Source organism: Maritimibacter sp. HL-12 (genome assembly GCF_900177545.1).
Taxonomy (GTDB): domain Bacteria; phylum Pseudomonadota; class Alphaproteobacteria; order Rhodobacterales; family Rhodobacteraceae; genus Sinisalibacter.
Window position 1 is genome coordinate 3,235,350 of the sequence record NZ_FXBQ01000001.1, and the last position, 18,868, is coordinate 3,254,217.

An 18,868-nucleotide genomic window follows, 5' to 3' on the forward strand; every position below is an offset into this window, starting at 1 on the left:
CAAGGGAGACAATCATGACGCAGACCACCCCCACCCGAACCAGGCCCGAGATCGACGACATGGTACCGGGGCTCAAGCTGCAGGCCGGAGATAACCACGCAACCCTTGAGGCCCTGCGTGATCTGCTTCTCGAGGAGCTGGATACGCAGACGGCCTATGAGGAGCTCGTGGCCGGCAACCTCGTGGCGCTCGAACTCGATGTGAACCGGTTGCGCAGAATGGTCGACCGTCTTGTCGTCGAGGCGATGTTCGCCGTCGCACACGACAAGCTCACCGCCCGGCTCGGGCTGGACTACGACAGCTCCGGTGCGCCCGTATCGCCTGAAGGCGGCGACGTATTCGCGCAGATCGACGCCGTGACTGACCGGATTGCGGTGATGAAGCGCCGGGTCTGGCAGGCAGAGCCTGACATCGTGGCGATGATCGAAACGGTGTTGCTGGAAGAGGGCCTCGATCCGGTGCTGATCCAGGCCTTGGCGCGGAGCAGGAACGCCGTGATTATCGATCCCTACGAGATGCGTCTCGTGGCGAGCGAGCAGCGTCGGCGCCGGCTGATGGAGGACTACCGGCGCTTGCAGGCGGCGCGCCCCGAGGAGGTCGAGGATGAGGAGGATTTCGATGACTACGATTTCGGGGTCTGAGCGCAAGGCGCACGCGAACCGGGTGAACGCGCAGAAGAGCACCGGCCCGCGCACGGCCCAAGGCAAGGCCCGGTCGCGGCAGAACGCCCGCAAACACGGGCTGACCACGCCGCCGGACGCGGTCGAGGTGGCCCGCGTGGTGCGGTTGCTGATGGAGGATTTGCCGAGCGGGATGCCGCCGTCGGAGCGCGCGGCGCGCCGCGAGACCGCCTGGGCGCTGGCGCAAGCCGAGGTCCAGGTGGCCCGGGTCGGCCATCACATCGCCCGGGTGATCGACCGGCTCGATGATCGCGCCCGCCGCCCGCCGCGGCCCGAGACAGTGTTGCGGGATCTGGAGCGCACGGCATCGCTCGTGCCCGTTCTGTTCGAGCCCAAAGCGCACCGGTTCATCAGGAAGATCCTGGCAGTTTATACCCGGGACTACGGCGATCTCGCGGGTGAGTTGCGGCGTCTGGATCGCTACCTGCGCGAGGCGGAGGCGCGGCGGCGCAAGGCCTTGCGGCGCTGGCTTGATACCTGCGAGGCACAAAATCCCGAAACGAAGCCAGTTTCAACCTGAGCGGGAAATATTCGGGAAATGCCCGATAACGCCTGCCGCCTGACCTTGCCCGGCTCAGGCCCGGCGCCACTCCAGCTTGATGGCGCAGTCGAGCGTGTTGCTCACGGTGCAGATTTCCTTGGCTTGCGCCACCATCCGCCGGGCCTCGGCGGCGTCGTCGGCCAGATCGCCGCAGATCACGCAGTCGATCGATTGCAACCGCCCGGGGCTGTCGATCGCCTTCTCTCCGCCCGCCGAGACGTGGAACGCGGGCAGGGTGACGCCCTCGCGTTTCGCCACCATCCGGAGCGATATCAGGAGGCACTGGCTGACCGCGGCCAGAAGGGTGAGCACCGGCTTGTCGTTCGGTGGATGACTGTGCCGCTCGCCGGCCTCGCTGGTGGCGAATGTGGTGCCCCCCGCGCCATCGTCGAACACGAAGACGGGGGCGAAACGCTTCGGCTTGAAGCTGGGAGCCATGGGGATGCCTCGTCAGAACAGAAGGTTGGGGAGGAACAGCGCGATGATCGGGAAGGCGGTGAGCACGACCACGGCGAACAGGTGGATCATCCAGTAGGGCACCGTGGCCTTGGCGACCCGGCCGAGGCTGATCTCGTTGTTGGTCAGGCTGGAGAGCACCGAGAGGTTGAGCCCGACAGGTGGCGTCACCTGGCCGATCTCGATCACGATGGTGATCAGCACGCCGATCCAGATCGGATCGAAGCCCAGGCCGGTGAGCAGCGGAAAGACAACCGGTAGCGTCATGATCATCAGCGACAGCCCGTCGAAGAAACAGCCGAGGATCAGGTAGACCAGCACCACGATCAACAGGATGCTGTAGCGGTCGAACCCGCTTTCGGCGACCAGGTTGAGGATCTGCTGCGGCACGCCGAGAATGCTCACCGACTGGGCAAGGATGGTGGCACCGAGCACCACGAAGCCGATGGCAGCGAACAGAAGCGTGGAATGGAAGATCGCGTCGAGCAGCTTGCGAAAGGTCAGATCGCCCCAGATCGACGAGATGATCGCGGCCAGCAGCACGCCGATCCCGGCGGCTTCGGTGGGCGTGGCGATGCCGCCGATGATGCTGCCGATCACCGCCAGAACCAGCACCAGCAGGGGCCAGACCTGGCCGAAACCGCGGATGATCGCAAGGAGCGGCAGAGCGCGCGCGTCATGCGGGGCGAGGTGCGGATTGCGCAGGGATCGCACGAAGATATAGGCCATGAACATCGCCCCGATCATCAGCCCGGGCAGGATGCCGGCCACGAAAAGCCGCCCGATCGAGGTCTCAGTAAGTGCGCCGAAGATCAGGAACGACAGGCTGGGCGGGATCAGCAGCCCCAGCGTGCCGCCGCCGGCGAGGCTGCCCACGATCATGTTCTTGTCGTAGCCGCGGCGTGTCATCTCCGGGTAGGCGACAGAACCCACCGCGGCAGCGGTCGACAGGCTCGACCCGCTGACCGCGCCGAACAGGGTGCAGACTGCGATATTGGTGTGCAGAAGCCCGCCGGGCACCCGGCGAAACACCGGCGCGAAGGCGGTATAGGCCCGGCTGCTCACGCCGCTGCGCAGGAGGATTTCGCCCAGGAGGATGAACAAGGGCACCGCGCTGAGGGTGAAGGAATTGAACACGCTCCAGATCGCGTCGACCGCAAGCGAGGTCGCGCCGTTGGAATAGACGTGCAGGAGGGCAAGGCCGGTCAGCCCGAGCGCCGCGCCGAGCGCCACCCCGGTCGAGGCGCTCACCACCATGATCCCGATCAGGTTTGCCCAGAACATGTTTCAGCCGTCCTTCTTTACCGGCGCGATGGGCGTCAGATCTTCAAGACTGCCATGGCGTTCGGCGTCGAGCAGGCCGAGGAGACGGGCGAGATAGATCACAAATGTCAGCCCGACCGAAAGCGGCAGGACCGCCATCCAGGGATAGAGCAGGAGCCGCGCGGTCTCGGTTTTCAGCCCGCGCTTCCAGGCGAACTCGAACCACGGGATGCTCTCGAACAGGATCCAGCCGAAGAAGGTCACCCCCACCAGCATCGCCGCGATGCGCAGCGCGGTGTCGAAGCGGTCCTTCAGGGCATCGGCGACGATCGACACCCGCACGTGCTGCGAGCGCAGCGTGACCAGCGGCAGGCCGAGAAACAACACCGCACTCAGCATCAGCCCGACGACATCCTCGGTGATGTGCAAGGGCGTATTGAAGAAACGCCGCATGACCACGCCGGTGACGATGATCGCGACGATCCCGACCATCGCGAGCGACGCGAGCACGGCCATCGCAAGGGCCAGGCCTTCCAGCCCTTGCGCGAGGTATCTGCGGACCGACCGCATCGGCGCGGATCAGCGCCCGAGTGCAGTCAGAACACGCTCGCGATACTCCATCGCGTTGCCGCCGGCTTCCTCGGCCAGCATCGCCCAGGTTTCCGACACCGCGTCGAGGAACAGCGCGCGGTCGGACTCGGGGAAGTCTTCGCCCCAGGTCACGCCCATCTCGGAGAGCTTTTCACGGGCTTCGAGTTCGAGCTCGAGATCCTTGTCATACTGGTTGGTGCGCGCCCAGAGCGCGTCGGCGGCGGTGACGATGGCATCGCGGATCTCGGGATCGGTCGCCTCCCACTTGTCGGTGGCAACGCCGAGCGAATAGGGCGCGGAGGCCATCGGGTAGAGGAAGGAGGCGTAGCTCGTCACCTCCTGCAGCGAGATCGTGTGGGCGTAGAGCGCCGGGTAGAGCGCGCAATCGACCACGCCGGTCTTGAGCGCGACGTAGGTTTCTTCCTGCGGAATGATCTGCGCGGACACGCCGAGGTTGGTGAAGGTCTCGACCTGCTCGCGCGCCCAGACCCGCAGCTTGATGCCCTCGAGGTCCGCAAGCGTGTTCACCGGCTCGTCGGCGCAGAACACCGAGACCGACAGCGTCGGGATCGCGACGAATCCCACCGTTGTCACGCCCCAGTCATTGTATTCCTCGGTGTAGATCTCCTGCGCCACCGGCAGAACCGCCTTGAGTTCCTCGACCGTGCTGATCGCGCCCTGCACGAAGACCGAGCTCAGCGCCGGCGCGTCGCGGCCGAGGTAGTTCGACCACATCAGGCTCATCTCCACCGCGCCGCGCGGCAGAACGCGCAACAGATCGGTGTTCTTGATGCCGAGCGAGCCGCCGGGGTAGTGGGTGAGGGTGAAATCCTTGTCGGCCAGCGCCGCGTTCACATCGTCGGTGAATTGTTGGATCTGCGCCGATTCCGGTCGGGTTTCGGGCAGGAAGTTGTTCAGGCGCCAGTCTTCGGCGGTGGCGGCGGGTGCCACGAGGCCGGTCAGCGCGGCGCCGAGGGCTGCGGTTTTCAGGGTTGGTTTCATGGTGTCTCTCCTGTTGGTCGGGCGTTTTGCCCTGTTCTTGTCGAGATGGCGGATCAGGTCGCGCCCGCAATCTCCCGGTTCATCACGTGGTCCGGTGTCTCCGCGCCCCAGGCCCGGGCAAGGCTTGAGACGGACTCAAGAATCTCGCGCACCGTATTGTCTGTCATCAGAACACTGAAGTTCAATCGCACGAAACCGGGTTTTTCCTCGTCGTGCCCGTCGAGGATGCGCGCGCGCAGGGCGGCGGAGCGGTCCGGGTCGATCGCGAGAAGGTGGTGGGCGTAGGGTCCGGCGCAGGCACAGCCGCCGCGTGCCTGGACGCCGTAGGTCTGCGAGAGCGCGCGGGTGAAATCGGCCGGGTCGATCCCGAGATCGGCGCGCGGCACGAAGGAAAAGATCGGCAGCCGGTCGCGGTGCTCTGGGGCCAGCAGGCCGACGTGGGGGTCGTTGCTCCAGGCCGCGAAGGCGCGCGCCGCCATTTCGCGGTTGCGCGCCGTGATCGCGTCCTGGCCGATGACGTCCTTCACGATCATCACAAGGGCGGCGCGGATATCGCCAAGGATGTTCGGCGTGCCGCCCTCTTCGCGGTGTTCGAGATCGCCGAGGTAGTCGTGGCGGGTATCGTTGACGAAGGCGACGGTGCCACCGCCGCTGCGGTAGGGGCGGCGGCTGTGCACCGCGTCGCGGCGCAGGATCAGCACACCGCTGGCCCCCGGCCCGCCGATGAACTTGTGCGCGGAAAACACGATTGCGTCGATCTCGCTGCCCTCTGGCGACATCGTCATCGGCAGGTAGGGTGCCCCGGCGGCGTAGTCCCAGACCATTGTTGCGCCGTGGCGTTTCACCAGCGCGGTGGTCGCGGGCACGTCGGCGAGAATGCCGGTGACGTTGGAGGCGGCGCTCATCGCGACGATCAGCCGGGCCGTGCCCGCGGCTTGCGCGAGCCGGGCCTCCAGCACCGCGAGGTCTGGCCCGCCCTCGGCGGCCTCCGGGATGGTCTCGACCTCGGCACCGCTCTCGCGCCACGGCAGGATGTTGGAATGATGTTCGTAAGGGCCGGTGAACACCCGCACCGGCTCGCCCCGCGCGATGGCCTCGGTCACCCCGAGGAGGTGGACAAGCTGGTTCAGCCCGGCGGTTGCGCCACTGCCCGAAAAGATCACCGCATGATCCTCGGCGCGCGCGCCGCAAGCCCGCGCAATGGTGGCGCGCGCCGCTTCCCGCAATCCGGTGGTGAACGATCCGCAGAACGAGCTTTCGGTATGGCTGTTGGCGTAGAACGGCAGAACCTCGTCGAGCATGAAGCTCTCGATCTGCTTCAGCGCGCGCCCCGAAGCGACGTAGTCGGCGTAGATCAACTTGCGCGGCCCCGAGGTGGTGTCGATCCGCGCGTCATGGCCGACGAGCCCGGCGCGCAGGGCCGCGATCGGGTCGGGTTCCGCGCGCAGGGTGGCTTCGAACCTCTCAAGGGGCGTGGCTGAAGAGTGTTCAGGCATCGTGCCGTCCGTTTTCCGTTTTCTGGTTTGCCTTGTCGAGATAGCACGGAGATTGCGGGAAAAACTCACAGAAATTCTTGATGAATGGCAATATGTTGTGATTAATGAACGAAGAAAATCCTAGTTCATCTATCAAACCCAAACATGCAACCAACCGGAGGGCTGAACTTGAGCGTGGACAGGATCGACCGCAAGATCATGAGCGAACTGCACAACGACGCCTCGCTCGCGCAGCGCGAACTGGCCGACCGGATCGGGCTGTCGCAAAACGCACTGTGGCGGCGGCTCAAGCGGCTGGAGGCCGACGGGCTGATCCTTGGCAGCAAGGCGCAGGTCAACCTTGCCGCGATGGGCTATGATCTGACCGTGTTCGTGATGGTGCAGACCCGCAACCATTCGATGGAATGGGCGAAGGTGTTTCGCGACCACGTCGCGGGCATCCCCGAGGTGGTCGAGATGCACCGCATCGGCGGGGAATGGGATTACATGCTGAAGATCGTCACCAAGGGCATGGCCGGCTACGACAAGGTCTATCAGCGCCTGACCACGGGGGCGGAACTGGAACGCGTGACCGGGTATTTCTCGATGGAAACCATGCTTGAGAACCGGCTGCCGAACCTGCTCGACATCGGCTGAGGCAGCACTCGGACAGAATCGCCAAGTGATCCGCCGGCATCTGGTGCCCTGACGCAGGCCAGGTGTCGTGTCGGCACGAAGGGCTTGATCGAAAGGGAAAGGCGGGCGATCCTGCCAACTGGAGGCGGACCGCTCGCGGATGATGTCCGGGCTCGCCAATCATGGCCAGGGCAGACTCTCCGGAGGGGTAACTTGGACGACACCTCAGACGCCACCTGGGCAACTGCCTCGCCGGATCTTCGCCCGCGCCCCGATAGCGAGGTGGGCTGGTGGTTCCTGCAGGGCAGGGTGGCTCTCCCCGACAAAAGTTCCGTTCATGTGATGGTCGCGTTCTTCCAGGTCCACGCGCAGGATGGCAGGGATCGCGCCGACATGCTCCTGTTGCACGCCTTGCCCTCGCGGCCGGGCGCGCCGCCCCTTGTCGTCAGTCGGGTGACGCCCGGACTGGCCCGCATGCACGAGACTATCGCCCATCGCCTCGCGGGTCACGTTCTGCCCGGTCCCCTGGCGCGGCTCATCGTGCGTCGGCACACGGTGGTGATGTCGCAAAGGGCGCGGCTCGACGGGGTCGAGACCTTCGATGACCACGCCGAGGTTGCGCCGATAGGGCTCGATATCCGCTGGCGCGATTTCGCGCTGGCCGATGCGCCCGACGGCAGCCTGACGCTGACGATGCCCGTTGACACCGAGGGCACCCGCCTCACCTTGAGCTTGCGCCCCGAACGCCCGTGGATGGAAGATCACGGGCACCGACTCGATCCGAGGAACCAGCCTGACTATGCCTACCTGTGCTGCCCGCGCCTGTCGGCCACGGGCAGCCTCGGCGATCAGCCGGCGCAGGGAACGCTCTGGATGGACCGGCAATGGGGCGGTTTCGAGAACTGGTTCTTCCTGCGCAGACGCCGCCAGGTCCGACTGGTCGGCTGGCATTGGACGGGGCTGTCGCTCGACAACGGGCACGACTTCCTGACCTGGCGGCGGATGGTGGTTGGTGATCGCCGTCAGAATGACTGCTATGTCGTCCGCTTCGATGATGACGGTGTCGCGATGATCGAGGGGCAACTCGAGCCCTTGCCCGCGCCCCCCTGGATCAGCCCGCGCAGCGGCATCGGTTACCCGCTCAGGCATCGGCTGGTGCTGCCCGAGCTGGCGGGCGAGATCGAGATAAGGCCGGTGATCGACGACCAGGAAATCCCGGTCTTCGGCGTGCCGTCGATCTGGGAAGGAGCGGTGACCGCGCGCGGCCGCCTCGAAGGGCAAGAGGTGACCGGGCACGGTCGGCTGGAACTCTATGGCCACGGCTACGCGACCTCGTTCGGCGATTATCTGCGCCAGCAAATGCGCCACCGGCTGCGTCGCCGCGGCTGACGCGCCCTTGCGGGAAGAACGGACCAGCGCCGTGCCGGCAAAGGAGTGGCCCGGCGAGCGCGTTTGCGACCGGGCCTGTTGCGAACGACCTGCAACATGGAATTCCGGGAACCGCGCATCGCCCACGTGTTTCGTCGCGCACCGGGAACCGCCGACCGGGACATCGGCTGGGGCGGCGCTCGGGTTATGAGCCCACCGGTTCCGTCAGCAGGTAGCAGGCGGCCGCGCCGGTGGCGGTCGGGGTTTGCGCGGGCGGGTCGCCCCTGCAGATGTCCATCACGTGCGGGCAGCGCGGGTGGAAGGTGCAGCCCGACGGCGGGTTGATCGGGTTCGGGATCTCCCCCGTCACCGGCGTGCGGCGGCGGCCCGACAGGGCCAGATCGGGCACCGCGTCGAGCAGCATCCTCGTGTAGGGGTGCTGCGGATCGGTGAACAGCCGCTTGCTGTCGGCCACCTCCACGATCCGGCCGAGATAAAGCACGCCGATCCGGTTGGCCATGTGGCGCACGACGCTCAGATCGTGGCTGATCAACAGGTAGGTGAGGCCGAACTCGTCCTGAAGATCGCGCATCAGGTTGAGGATCTGCGCCTGCACCGAGACATCGAGCGCCGAGGTCGGCTCGTCGCAGACGATGAATTCCGGTTTCGACGACAGCGCCCGGGCGATGGCGATGCGCTGGCGTTGGCCGCCGGAAAACTCGTGCGGGAACTTGCCCGCGTCGGTGGCCGAAAGCCCGACAACCTCGAGCAGCCGGGCCACTTCGCGGTGCACGTCGGCACCGCTGGCAAGCCCGAAGGTGCGGATCGGTTCGGCGATGATCTCGCCGACCCGCCAGCGTGGGTTGAGGCTGGCGAAGGGGTCTTGAAAAATCATCTGGAAGCGCCGGCGCAGGTTGCGCATCGCGGTCCCGGATTCAAAGCTCATCGGCTGGCCGTCGAAGGCGATGGTGCCGCGGCTGGGCTTGAGCAGGCCCACGATCAGCTTGGCGATGGTCGACTTGCCGGAGCCGGACTCGCCCACCAGCGCGAAGGTTTCGCCCCGTTCGATGCCGAAGGTCACGTTATCGACGGCGGTCAGGAACTGCTTGTGATCGCGCTCCAGCACCCGGTTGAGCCAGGGCTTCGAGACGTCGAAGGTGCGCGTGAGCCCTTCCACCTGCAAGACGGTGTCAACCATGGTGCACCTCCTCCCTGACGGCCTCGTAGAGCCAGCAGGCCACCTCGCGCTTGCTGCCGCGGGCGATCAGGACCGGCCGGTCATGCCGGCACCGGTCCATGACATGCGGGCAGCGCGGGTTGAAGGGGCAACCTTTTGGAATGGCGTCGAGCCGCGGCATCGAGCCGGGGATCTGGACGAGGCGGGTATCGGTCTGGGTCAATGTCGGGATCGAGCCCATCAGCCCTTGGGTGTAGGGATGCTCGGCGGCCTGGATCACGTCGCGCACCGGGCCGATCTCGGCGAGCCGCCCGGCATAAAGCACCGCGACGCGGTCGGCGGTTTCGGCGATCACCCCCATGTCGTGGGTGATCAGCATCACCGAGGCACCGCGCTCGGCGCAGATTTCCTTCAGAACGTCGATGATCTGGGCCTGCACCGACACGTCGAGCGCGGTGGTCGGCTCGTCGGCGATCACCAGGTCCGGCTCGGCGGCGAGCGCCAGCGCGATCACCACCCGTTGCCGCATGCCGCCGGAAAAGTGGTGCGGGTAGTCGTCGATCCGCCGCCGCGCGGCAGGGATGCCGACGCGGTCGAGCAGGGCGATGGCGCGTTCGCGCGCCACGCGCTCGGTGCAGGAAATATGGGTGCGGATCGTTTCGATCAGCTGCTCGGCCACGGTATAGAGCGGGTTGAGGCTGGTGAGCGGGTCCTGGAACACCATGCCGATCCGTTTGCCGCGGATGCGGCGCATCGGCTCGGCGGCGAGATTGTCGATCCGCTCGCCGCGCAGCAGGATTTCACCCCCGGCGATGCGCCCCGGCGGCTCCAAGAGGCCGATGATCGCGGCCCCGGTCAGCGATTTGCCGGCACCGGATTCGCCCACCATGCCGAGCACCTCGCCCTCGGCGATGTCGAAGGAGACATCGTCGATGGCCCGCAGGGTGCCGCGCCGGCTGGGAAACTCCACCACGAGGTTGCGAACGGAGAGAAGCGGTATTTCGGCCATCAGCGAAGCCTCGGGTTCAGTGCGTCGCGCAGCCAGTCGCCCAGCAGGTTGACCGAGAGCGCCAGCGCCAGCAGCGTGATCGAGGGGAACAGCAGGATCCACCATTCGCCGGAGAACAGGAAGCCCTGGCCGATCCGGATCAGGGTGCCGAGGCTTGGCTGGGTCGGCGGCACGCCGACGCCGAGGAAGCTCAGAGTGGCCTCGGCGATGATCGCCAGCGCCAGCCCGATGGTGGCGATCACCAGCACCGGCCCGAGCACGTTGGGCAGGATGTGGCGCAGCACGATCTTGGCCGGATGCGCGCCGATCACCTTGGCGGCCTGCACGTATTCCTTGTTTTTCTCGACCATCGTGGCACCGCGCACGACGCGGGCATATTGCACCCAGTCGGACAGGCCGATTGCTACGATCAGCACCCAGATCGCCATTTCCTCGCGGTAGGCGGGCGGGATGAAGCCGCGCGCGATGCCGAAGATCAGCAGCGCCAGCAGGATCGAGGGGAAGGTAAGCTGCACGTCGGCGAAGCGCATCAGCAGCCCGTCGACCCAGCCGCCGCGGTAGCCCGCCACCAGCCCCGCGGCGATGCCGAGCACCATGGCGAGGATCACCGCGGCAAAGCCGACGAACAGCGAGATCCGCGCACCATAGAGGATGGTGGAAAACACGTCGCGGCCCTGGTTGTCGGTGCCGAGCCAATAGACGTTGCCGGTAAAGGCATTCGGCTCCATCGGCGGGGTGAACCCGTCCATCAGGTTGAGCGTTGCGGGATTGAACGGATCGTGAGGCGCGATCAACGGGGCAAAGATCGCGGCAAGGATGATCAGCACCGAAACCGCGCCGGCCACGATCGCGACCGGTGAATGCCGGAACGACCAGGCGATATCGCTGTCCCACGCGCGGGCGAGGCGTCCGGGGGTCTTGCCCCGCTCGGTCTGGCTCTGCTCGGTCTGGCTCATGACGGTTCCCCTAGTGCCCGGCGCCGGCGCGATCCACCCGCAAGCGGGGATCGACCACGTAATACAGAAGATCGACGATCAGGTTGATCACCACGAAGACCAGCGCGATCAGCATCAGGTAGGCCGCCATCACCGGCACGTCGACGAAGCGCACCGAGTTGATGAACAGAGCCCCGACGCCAGGCCACTGGAACACGGTTTCGGTGATGATCGCGAAGGCGATGATCGAGCCCAGTTGCAGACCGGTGATGGTGATCACCGGCACCAGCGTGTTTTTCAGCGCATGGCCGAAGTGCACCGCGCGGTTGGTCAACCCGCGTGCCCGGGCGAACTTGATGTAGTCGGTGCGCAGCACCTCAAGCATCTCGGCGCGCACGAGGCGCATGATCAGGGTCATCTGGTAGAGCCCGAGGGTGATCGCCGGCAGGATCAGCGAGGCCCGGCCGCTCTCGGTCAGCAGTCCGGTGCGCCACCAGCCCCCGAGATCGACCACGTCGCCCCGCCCGAACGACGGCAGCCACTGGAACTCGACGGCGAAGACCCAGATCAGCAGCACGCCGATCAGGAAGGTCGGCAGCGAGACGCCGATCAGCGAGATCGTCATGATCGAGCTCGACAGCCAGCCACCGCGGCGCAGCGCGGTGTAGACGCCGAAACCGACGCCGAAGATGAAGGCGAAGAATCCCGACACCAGCGCCAGTTCCAGCGTGGCGGGCAGGCGCGACAGGATCAACTCCATCACCGGCTGTTGCAGCCGGTAGGAAATGCCGAAATCGCCCACCACGGCGCGGCTGACGAAGGTGAAGAACTGGACGATGAAAGGATCGTTCAGCCCCAGCATCTCGCGCAACTCCTGCCGTTCGGCGAGCGTGGTTTCCTGCCCGACCATCGAGGCGATCGGGTCGCCCACGAAGCGAAACAGCGCAAAGGCCACGAGCGCGACCGTGAGCATGACGAGGATGGACTGCAACAGCCGTCGGATGATGAAGGCAGTCATGGCGGATCCCCGGTTGCGGCGGTGGGTGTCATTCCCACCAAAAAAAACGTCCGCGTGGGCTATGCCACGCGGACGTCATGGTCAAGTGCGCATCACTCGAAGGTGACGGTGGTCATCCGGGGCTGGTTCTCCGGGTGAACGTCGAGGGTGATGTCGTCGCGCATCGCGTAGGCGAGCACCTGGTTGTGCACGTTCAGGAAGACGCGGTCTTCCATCACCTGCTCCCAGATCTCGGCGATCACCGCGTTGCGCGCCTCGAGGTCGGTCATCGTGGCGAGCGACTCGATCTTGGCGTCAAGCTCCTCGTTGGCGTAGCGCGAGCCGTTGAAGGCACCGTAGGAGCCGCCGCGGCTGTGCACGAGGAAATCGAACACATATTGGCTGTCGAAGGTCGGAACCCCCCAGCCCAGCATGTAGAAATCGGTTTCCCAGTTCTCGATCAGCGGGAAGTGCAGCGAACGGGTCTGCGCCACCAGTTCGACGTCGATGTTGATCCGCGAAAGCATGCCGACCAGCGCCTGGCAGATCGCCTCGTCGTTCAGGTAACGGTCGTTCGGGCAGTTCAGCGTGACCGAGAAGCCTTCAGGATAGCCGGCCTCGGCGACCAGTTCCGCGGCGCGTTCCACGTCCGGGGTCGGGAAGGCGTGCATCTCTTCGGTCCAGCCGTTCACGAAGGGCGGCAAAGGGGCCGCCGAGGGCTGCGATTCGCCGCGCATCACGACCTGGCGGATCGCCTCGCGGTCGATCGCCATTGCCATGGCTTCGCGCACTTCGGGCTTGGCGAAGGGATTGTCCTCGGCGTTGGAGGAGTCCAGCGTCTCCGAGGTCATGTCGTAGGAGAAGAAGATGTTGCGGTTTTCCGGACCGCGCACAACCTTGACGCCGTCGGTCTGTTCAAGCCGCGCGATGTCCTGCACCGGCACGTCCTGCACGATGTCGACCTCGCCCGAAAGCAGCGCGGCCACGCGGGTCGCGGCTTCGGAGATCGGGGTATAGATGATCTCGGTCACTTCCGGCGCATCGTCCCAGTGATCTTCGAATACCTCGAGCACGGTGCGCACTTCCGGGTCGCGCTCGACGAGCTTGTAGGGGCCGGTGCCATTGGTGTTGCGCACCGAATAGGCTTCCTCGCCGGCGGCGAAGTTCGGCGAGGTCTCGACGTCGTTGGCCTCGGCCCAGGCCTTCGACATGATGAAGGTGTTGGTGAGGTTCTGCACATAGAGCGGGGCCGGGCCCGACATGCGCACATGCACAGTGGTGTCGTCGACCGCCGTCACTTCCTCGACGGCGGCGTGCAGCGCGGCCATGCCCGACGGCGGGGTGCGGGCGCGGTCGAGCGAGAACACCACGTCTTCGGCGGTCATATCGGTGCCGTCGTGGAATTTCACGCCTTCGCGGATCTTGAACACCCAGACGCTGTCGTCGTCCTCGCTGATGCCCCATTCGGTGGCGAGGCGCGGCACCAGCGTGCCGTCGTCGGCGCGGCCCACGAGGGTTTCGTAGATATGGTGGTTAAGGGTGTGAGTCGGCCCCTCGTTCTGGCTGTGCGGGTCCATCGTCAGCGCATCGCCGACGCGCGCCCAGCGCAGGGTTTCGGCACTCGCCGCGCCGGTCAGCGCCAGCGATACCGCCGCCGCGCCAAGCATGAGCCGGCTGCGCGAGGTCTTGAGGATATGATGCATGGACATCTCTGTCTCCCTGTTTCGGTTTCTTTTTCCCCGGCTCAGAGCCGGATGGAGCATGGCAAGAGGTTCAAGATAACTGATCAAGGAGTCAATTCCTTTTCCGACGTTCCGTGACGGGAGCATCGCTGCAACGCGGCCTCATCCCGCCGGCAGGCCGCCATATGTGCGTTCGCCAAGCGGGTGCCGGGCGATCAGCGCATGGAAACGGTCGAGCAGCGCGGCCTCGGCCGCGGCGCGCTTGCGGCGCGGGTTGGACAGCAGGAAGATGTCGATCGCCGGCAACCGGGTGAGCGGCGGCAACTGGCGCAGGAGACCGAGTTTCACGTCGCGTTCGGCGACGTGAACGGGCAGGCCCCCCACGCCGATATTCGCGATGATCATGCGGCGGATCTCGGGCAGGTTGGCCGAAACCCCGCGCAGCCCCGGGGCCAGCCGCGCCCGCTCGCGCAGCCGGGTGACGGCATCGAGCGGGCCGCCGTCAAGCTCGGTCTGGAATGCCACCGAAGCCTCGCCGCGCAGGTCGGCCATGGCGATCTCGGGCTTGCCGAACAGCCGGTGTCGCGGGCCGCAATAGAGCGCGAAATACTCGCGGTAGAGCACCCGGGCGTCGAGCGACTTGGGAACCGCGCCAAGCAGGCAGATGCCGAGGCTGGCGCGGTTCTGCTCGATCCGCGCGACCACCTCGGTGCTCTCCGCCACCACGACCGAAAAAGTGACCTTGGGGTTTTCCCGGGCAAAGGTTTCGAGCACGCTGTCGACATGCGGGCTGACCACGTGGCTCGCCGAGACGATGCTGATATGGCCGGTCAGTTCCTCGCCGCCCGCCTGCAGGAGCGACGGGATCTGCGCCACCGATCCAAAGATCGTGGAACACTCCGAATAGAGCGCCCGGCCCGCGCGGGTGACGCGGAACTGGTTCGGCTTGCGCTCGACGAGACGCTGGCCGACGCTGTCTTCCAGCCGTTTGAGCGCGCTGGAAATCGTCGGCTGTTTCAACCCCAGAAAATTGGCCGCGCGGGTCACGCCGCCTTGCTCCACCACCACCATGAAGGTGCGCAGGAGGTTCCAGTCGAGAGTCCAGGGGAAGCGTTGTTCGTAGGGCCGGAGCATAGATTTCATCAATGATGTAAATTTTCATTATCTATTTGCATGATGATGGCGGCCATGCAAGCGTCTGACGCAGGGCGCGTACCGCTCGATCGTCGCGACAGGTGCGGGCCGAACCAATAACCAACGCGACCGACATGGGAGATATATATGACTACGCGTAGGACACTTGTGAAATCGGTGGCCGCGGCGGGGATCGCCGCGATGGGCCTTGGCTTTGCCTCCGTGGCCGTGGCCGAGGAACTCGACACCATCAAGGAAAAGGGCGTGATGCGGATCGCCATGAGCGGCGCCTACCCGCCGTTCAACTTCGTCAACGACCAGAACGAGGTGGTTGGCTTCGACGCCTCGATCGGCACCGAGATCGTCGAGCGCATGGGCCTCGAGGTGGAGATCATCACCACCAACTGGGACGGCATCATCGGCGGGCTGCTCGCCAACAAGTACGATGCCATCGTCGGCTCGATGACGATCACCGAGGAACGTGACGAGGTGGTGGATTTCGTCGGCCCCTACTACACCACCAAGCGCGCCATCTTCACCAACCCCGGCAGCGAATTCACCTCGATCGACCAGCTCGATGAGGCCGATATCGGTGTGACGCTCGGTGAAACCCACGAGGAATGGGCGCGTGATCGGGGCTGGACCGTGCGCACCTACAAGGGCCTGCCGGAACTCCTGCTCGAGCTCGAGAACGGCCGCGTCGATGCGATCGTCAACGATTCGATCGCCGCGATTCTCGCGATGGGCGAGAAGGGCCAGGAGTTCGAGACCATCGAGTTCGAAACCGAGGAATTCGGTGCCGGGATCGCGATCCGCGAAGGCAACCCGGAGCTCGCCGCCGCGATGCAGGCCGCGCTCGACGAGATGATGGAAGACGGCACCTATACCGAGATCGCCATGGAATGGGTCGGCGCCGATATACGCTGACCTGCTCTCTCTCTGGCCCGCCGGTTGCCCCGGCGGGCCAATTCTCCTGACATGGCAAGAACATGACCCCTCAGTACGGAAAACTGACCTGGGAACAGGTGCGCGATGCCGACAAGGATCGCGTGGTGATTCTCAACGTCTCGGCAACCGAGGACCACGGCCCCCACATGCCGCTCGACACCGATACGGTGCTCGGCATGGCGGTCGCCAATGGCGTGGCCGAGATGGCCCCCGACGAGGTCTTCGTGATGCCGCCGATCGCCTACGGCTTCAACGAGCACCACAAGGACTTTCCGGGCGTGATCTGGATTCAGCCCGAAACCCTGATCGCCTTCGTTTGCGACGTGACGAAGTCGCTCGCCCACCACGGCTTCCGGCGTATTCTCCTGCTCAATTCGCACGGATCGAACCATCCGGTGCTCGATCTCGCCGCGCGCAAGACGGTGATCGAGACCGAGATCATCTGCGTCTCGGCGTCCTACTGGAACCTCTGCGCCGACCGGATCAACGAACACCGCAAATCCGAGATCGGCGGGATCGCCCATGCCGGTGAATTCGAGGCGGCGATGTATGCCCACCTCGAACCCGAGCACGTCAATCTCGACAAGGCGGCGAACCAGAACCTGCATGATCCGAACAGCCGGTTTTTCAACCTCGACCTGGCGCGCGGCGGCGGCAAGGCGATGCTGATGCGCTGGTGGTCGGCGGTCTCGCCAGACGGCACCATGGGCGACCCGACGGTCGCCGACCCGGAAACCGGCAAGCAATTCCTGCGCGCCGCGATCGAGGAAACCACCGCGCTGGTGCGCGAAATCCGGGCGTTGCCGATCTTGCAGCGCAAGGATCACCACTAGGGAGGCGCGGCGATGGATATCGACCTGATGATGCGGGTCTACCCCTTCTTTCTGACGGCGGCCTGGGTGACGGTGCAGCTTTCGGTCTATACCGCGCTGCTCGGCCTTGCCTGCGGCGCGCTCGGGGCCTCGATGCGGCTCTCGCGCCATGCCCTGCTGCGCTTCATCGGTGCTGCCTACGTCAGCGTCTTTCGCGGCACGCCGGCACTGATCCAGCTTTTCATCCTCTATTTCGGCGGGCCGCAGATCGGCATCCAGCTCACCGCCTTCGAGGCCGGCGTGATCGGGCTCGGCGTCAACATCGGTGCCTACATGACCGAGACGATCCGCGGCTCGATCATCGCCATCGACAAGGGCCAGCGCGAGGCCGCCCGCACGCTCGGGATGAGCGGCTGGCAAACGATGCGCAAGGTGATCCTGCCGCAATCCGCGCGGCTGATGATCCGCCCGCTCGGCGTCAACATCAACGCGCTGATCAAGGGCACTGCGCTGGTGGCGGCGATCTCGGTGGTGGAACTGACCTATACCGCCCAGCGCTACATCGGCTCGACCTACAAGCCCTTCGAGATGTTCATGCTTTCGGGCGTGCTCTACATGGTCATCATCTACGGCACCGGCCAGGCCATCAAGTGGCTCGACCGCAAGGCGCGCATCGTATGAGCCGCGCGCGTCACAAGGGAGGCCGCCATGGGTCTTGATTTCACCGTTGTCCCCGGCTACCTCGATTTCATCCTGCTCGGGGTGCTCTGGACCATCGCCATCACCATCGGCGCAGCACTTCTGAGCTTTTTCATCGGGATTTTCTTCGCGGTCATCGCGCTTTACGGCCCGTGGTTCATCCGGCTGCCGTTTCGCGCCTTCGAATGGCTGTTCATGGGAACGCCACTGCTGCTGCAACTCTTCCTGATCTATTTCGGCCTCGTCCAGATCGGTATCGACCTGCCCGCCTTCGTGGCCGGTGTGATCGGGTTGGGGCTGCATTTCGCGGTCTACAATTCCGAACTGATCCAGACCGCGATCATCGCCGTCGACCGCGGCCAGATGGAGGCCGCGCGCACCCTCGGACTGTCGCGCGGGCAGGCGCTGCGCAAGGTGGTGGTGCCGCAGGCGGTGCGCGACGTGATCCCGCCGATCGGCAACAACATGATCGCGCTCCTGAAGGACTCGGCCCTGGTTTCGGTGATCGGGGTGTCGGAACTGACGCTTTCGGCGCAGCGCGCCATCGGCAACACCTACCGGCCGTTCGAGTTCTACGTCGTTGCCGCCGCATTCTACTACCTCATCAACCTCGGCATGGAATGGGTGCTGCGCCGGATCGAGCGCCGCATCCAGGCCGCCCGCTGAGCGAAGGGAACCCCAGCCATGACCGACCAGAAACCCTTCCTCGATATCCGCAACGCCCAGAAAAGCTACGGCGATCTCGAGGTGCTCAAAGATATCAGCCTGCAGGTGCAGCGCGGCCAGATCGTCGCCATCATCGGCCCTTCCGGCTCGGGCAAGTCCACCCTCCTGCGCGCGATCAACGATCTCGATCCGCTCACCGGCGGCGAGGTCTGGCTCGAAGACATGCAGATCAACAAGAAGCTGCCGCACCGGCAGTATGAAAAGCATATCAACCAGGTGCGCCAGAACATCGGCATGGTGTTTCAGCACTTCAACCTGTTCCCGCACCTCTCGGTGCGCGGCAACGTCACGCTGGCCCCGAAGATGCTCAAAGGCATTTCCGACGACGAGGCCAACGCCCTTGCCGAGGAACAGCTCGAAAAGGTCGGCCTGCTCGACCGGATCGACTACTACCCCTCCCGGCTTTCCGGCGGCCAGAAGCAGCGCGTGGCGATCGCCCGCGCGCTGGCGATGAAACCCAAGGTCATGCTGTTCGACGAGGCCACGTCGGCGCTCGACCCGGAACTGGTCGAGGAGGTCAACCTGGTGATGAAAAAGCTCGCCGAGGAGCACATGACGATGGTCATCGTCACCCACGAGATGGGCTTTGCCGAGGCGGTCTGCGACCGGGTGCTGTTCATGGATCAGGGCGTGGTGGTGGAGGAGGGACCGCCTTCCAAGATCTTCCGCAACCCCGACAACGAACGCACCCAGAACTTCCTGCGAAAACACCTCGCCAACGCCAACAGGTAATCCCC

At 65.3% G+C, this 18,868-nt stretch carries 20 protein-coding genes; 9 read left to right on the forward strand and 11 right to left on the reverse strand.

The features are described 5' to 3' along the window. The first annotated feature begins 14 nt into the window (after nucleotides 1–14). Together B9Y97_RS15950 and B9Y97_RS15955 are read left to right on the forward strand one after the other, a co-directional pair. Nucleotides 15–641: a hypothetical protein gene (locus B9Y97_RS15950; protein ID WP_085527675.1), complete on the forward strand. Its 627-nt coding sequence runs from the start codon at nucleotides 15–17 to the stop codon at nucleotides 639–641. Next, nucleotides 619–1,200: a hypothetical protein gene (locus B9Y97_RS15955; RefSeq protein ID WP_139828352.1), complete on the forward strand. Its 582-nt coding sequence runs from the start codon at nucleotides 619–621 to the stop codon at nucleotides 1,198–1,200. Before B9Y97_RS15950 ends, B9Y97_RS15955 begins: the two co-directional genes overlap by 23 nt. A gap of 54 nt (nucleotides 1,201–1,254) precedes the next feature. Here the strand turns inward: B9Y97_RS15955 and B9Y97_RS15960 are convergent, their stop codons facing one another. From B9Y97_RS15960 to B9Y97_RS15980, 5 genes are read right to left on the reverse strand one after another with little or no spacing between them, the layout of a single operon-like run. After that, nucleotides 1,255–1,659, reverse strand: coding sequence for an OsmC family protein (locus tag B9Y97_RS15960; RefSeq protein ID WP_085527677.1), 405 nt, complete (start codon nucleotides 1,657–1,659; stop codon nucleotides 1,255–1,257). Nucleotides 1,660–1,671: 12 nt separating this feature from the next. Further along, entirely contained in the window at nucleotides 1,672–2,961 is a 1,290-nt protein-coding gene (locus B9Y97_RS15965; RefSeq protein ID WP_085527678.1) for a TRAP transporter large permease, read from the reverse strand. A 3-nt stretch (nucleotides 2,962–2,964) separates the two neighbouring features. Continuing rightward, entirely contained in the window at nucleotides 2,965–3,510 is a 546-nt protein-coding gene (locus tag B9Y97_RS15970; protein ID WP_254900942.1) for a TRAP transporter small permease, read from the reverse strand. 9 nt (nucleotides 3,511–3,519) lie between these two features. Then, nucleotides 3,520–4,533 (reverse strand): TRAP transporter substrate-binding protein DctP, encoded by a 1,014-nt coding sequence (gene dctP / locus B9Y97_RS15975; RefSeq protein ID WP_085527679.1) that lies wholly within the window; start codon nucleotides 4,531–4,533, stop codon nucleotides 3,520–3,522. Nucleotides 4,534–4,586: 53 nt separating this feature from the next. Beyond that, on the reverse strand, nucleotides 4,587–6,029 hold the full coding sequence (locus tag B9Y97_RS15980) for an aminotransferase class V-fold PLP-dependent enzyme (protein ID WP_085527680.1): 1,443 nt from the start codon (nucleotides 6,027–6,029) through the stop codon (nucleotides 4,587–4,589). 162 nt (nucleotides 6,030–6,191) lie between these two features. On the opposite strand from B9Y97_RS15980, the gene B9Y97_RS15985 reads away from it, so the two are divergent. Both B9Y97_RS15985 and B9Y97_RS15990 read left to right on the forward strand, forming a co-directional pair. Continuing rightward, a complete protein-coding gene (locus tag B9Y97_RS15985) occupies nucleotides 6,192–6,665 on the forward strand; it encodes an Lrp/AsnC family transcriptional regulator (RefSeq protein ID WP_254900983.1) in 474 nt (157 codons plus the stop codon). 192 nt (nucleotides 6,666–6,857) lie between these two features. Next, nucleotides 6,858–8,033, forward strand: coding sequence for a lipocalin family protein (locus B9Y97_RS15990; RefSeq protein WP_139828353.1), 1,176 nt, complete (start codon nucleotides 6,858–6,860; stop codon nucleotides 8,031–8,033). Between the two features lie 184 nt (nucleotides 8,034–8,217). Here B9Y97_RS15990 and B9Y97_RS15995 read toward each other — a convergent pair whose 3' ends face one another. The 6 genes from B9Y97_RS15995 to B9Y97_RS16020 form a co-directional block, all read right to left on the reverse strand. Next, nucleotides 8,218–9,210, reverse strand: a complete 993-nt coding sequence (locus B9Y97_RS15995) for an ABC transporter ATP-binding protein (protein WP_085527683.1) — start codon at nucleotides 9,208–9,210, stop codon at nucleotides 8,218–8,220. Then, nucleotides 9,203–10,198 carry an ABC transporter ATP-binding protein gene (locus B9Y97_RS16000; protein WP_085527684.1) on the reverse strand — a complete coding sequence of 332 codons (996 nt, stop codon included), beginning with the start codon at nucleotides 10,196–10,198 and terminating at the stop codon, nucleotides 9,203–9,205. The genes B9Y97_RS15995 and B9Y97_RS16000 overlap by 8 nt, the downstream gene beginning before the upstream one ends. After that, entirely contained in the window at nucleotides 10,198–11,154 is a 957-nt protein-coding gene (locus B9Y97_RS16005; protein WP_085527685.1) for an ABC transporter permease, read from the reverse strand. Before B9Y97_RS16005 ends, B9Y97_RS16000 begins: the two co-directional genes overlap by 1 nt. A 10-nt stretch (nucleotides 11,155–11,164) precedes the next feature. Continuing rightward, entirely contained in the window at nucleotides 11,165–12,151 is a 987-nt protein-coding gene (locus B9Y97_RS16010) for an ABC transporter permease (RefSeq protein ID WP_085527686.1), read from the reverse strand. A 92-nt stretch (nucleotides 12,152–12,243) separates the two neighbouring features. Continuing rightward, nucleotides 12,244–13,839, reverse strand: a complete 1,596-nt coding sequence (locus B9Y97_RS16015) for an ABC transporter substrate-binding protein (RefSeq protein ID WP_369596653.1) — start codon at nucleotides 13,837–13,839, stop codon at nucleotides 12,244–12,246. A 135-nt stretch (nucleotides 13,840–13,974) separates the two neighbouring features. After that, on the reverse strand, nucleotides 13,975–14,955 hold the full coding sequence (locus B9Y97_RS16020) for a LysR family transcriptional regulator (RefSeq protein WP_254900943.1): 981 nt from the start codon (nucleotides 14,953–14,955) through the stop codon (nucleotides 13,975–13,977). Nucleotides 14,956–15,093: 138 nt separating this feature from the next. Here B9Y97_RS16020 and B9Y97_RS16025 point away from each other — a divergent pair, with 138 nt between their 5' ends. From B9Y97_RS16025 to B9Y97_RS16045, 5 genes are all read left to right on the forward strand, one after another. Further along, a complete protein-coding gene (locus tag B9Y97_RS16025; RefSeq protein ID WP_085527688.1) occupies nucleotides 15,094–15,873 on the forward strand; it encodes a transporter substrate-binding domain-containing protein in 780 nt (259 codons plus the stop codon). A 62-nt stretch (nucleotides 15,874–15,935) separates the two neighbouring features. Next, nucleotides 15,936–16,727 (forward strand): creatininase family protein, encoded by a 792-nt coding sequence (locus B9Y97_RS16030; protein ID WP_085527689.1) that lies wholly within the window; start codon nucleotides 15,936–15,938, stop codon nucleotides 16,725–16,727. 12 nt (nucleotides 16,728–16,739) lie between these two features. Then, nucleotides 16,740–17,387, forward strand: coding sequence for an amino acid ABC transporter permease (locus tag B9Y97_RS16035; RefSeq protein ID WP_085527690.1), 648 nt, complete (start codon nucleotides 16,740–16,742; stop codon nucleotides 17,385–17,387). Nucleotides 17,388–17,414: 27 nt separating this feature from the next. Next, nucleotides 17,415–18,071 carry an amino acid ABC transporter permease gene (locus B9Y97_RS16040; RefSeq protein WP_085527691.1) on the forward strand — a complete coding sequence of 219 codons (657 nt, stop codon included), beginning with the start codon at nucleotides 17,415–17,417 and terminating at the stop codon, nucleotides 18,069–18,071. A gap of 18 nt (nucleotides 18,072–18,089) precedes the next feature. Further along, the gene (locus B9Y97_RS16045; protein WP_085527692.1) at nucleotides 18,090–18,863 is read left to right on the forward strand and encodes an amino acid ABC transporter ATP-binding protein; all 774 of its coding nucleotides are present in this window, start codon (nucleotides 18,090–18,092) and stop codon (nucleotides 18,861–18,863) included. Nucleotides 18,864–18,868: the final 5 nt, after the last annotated feature.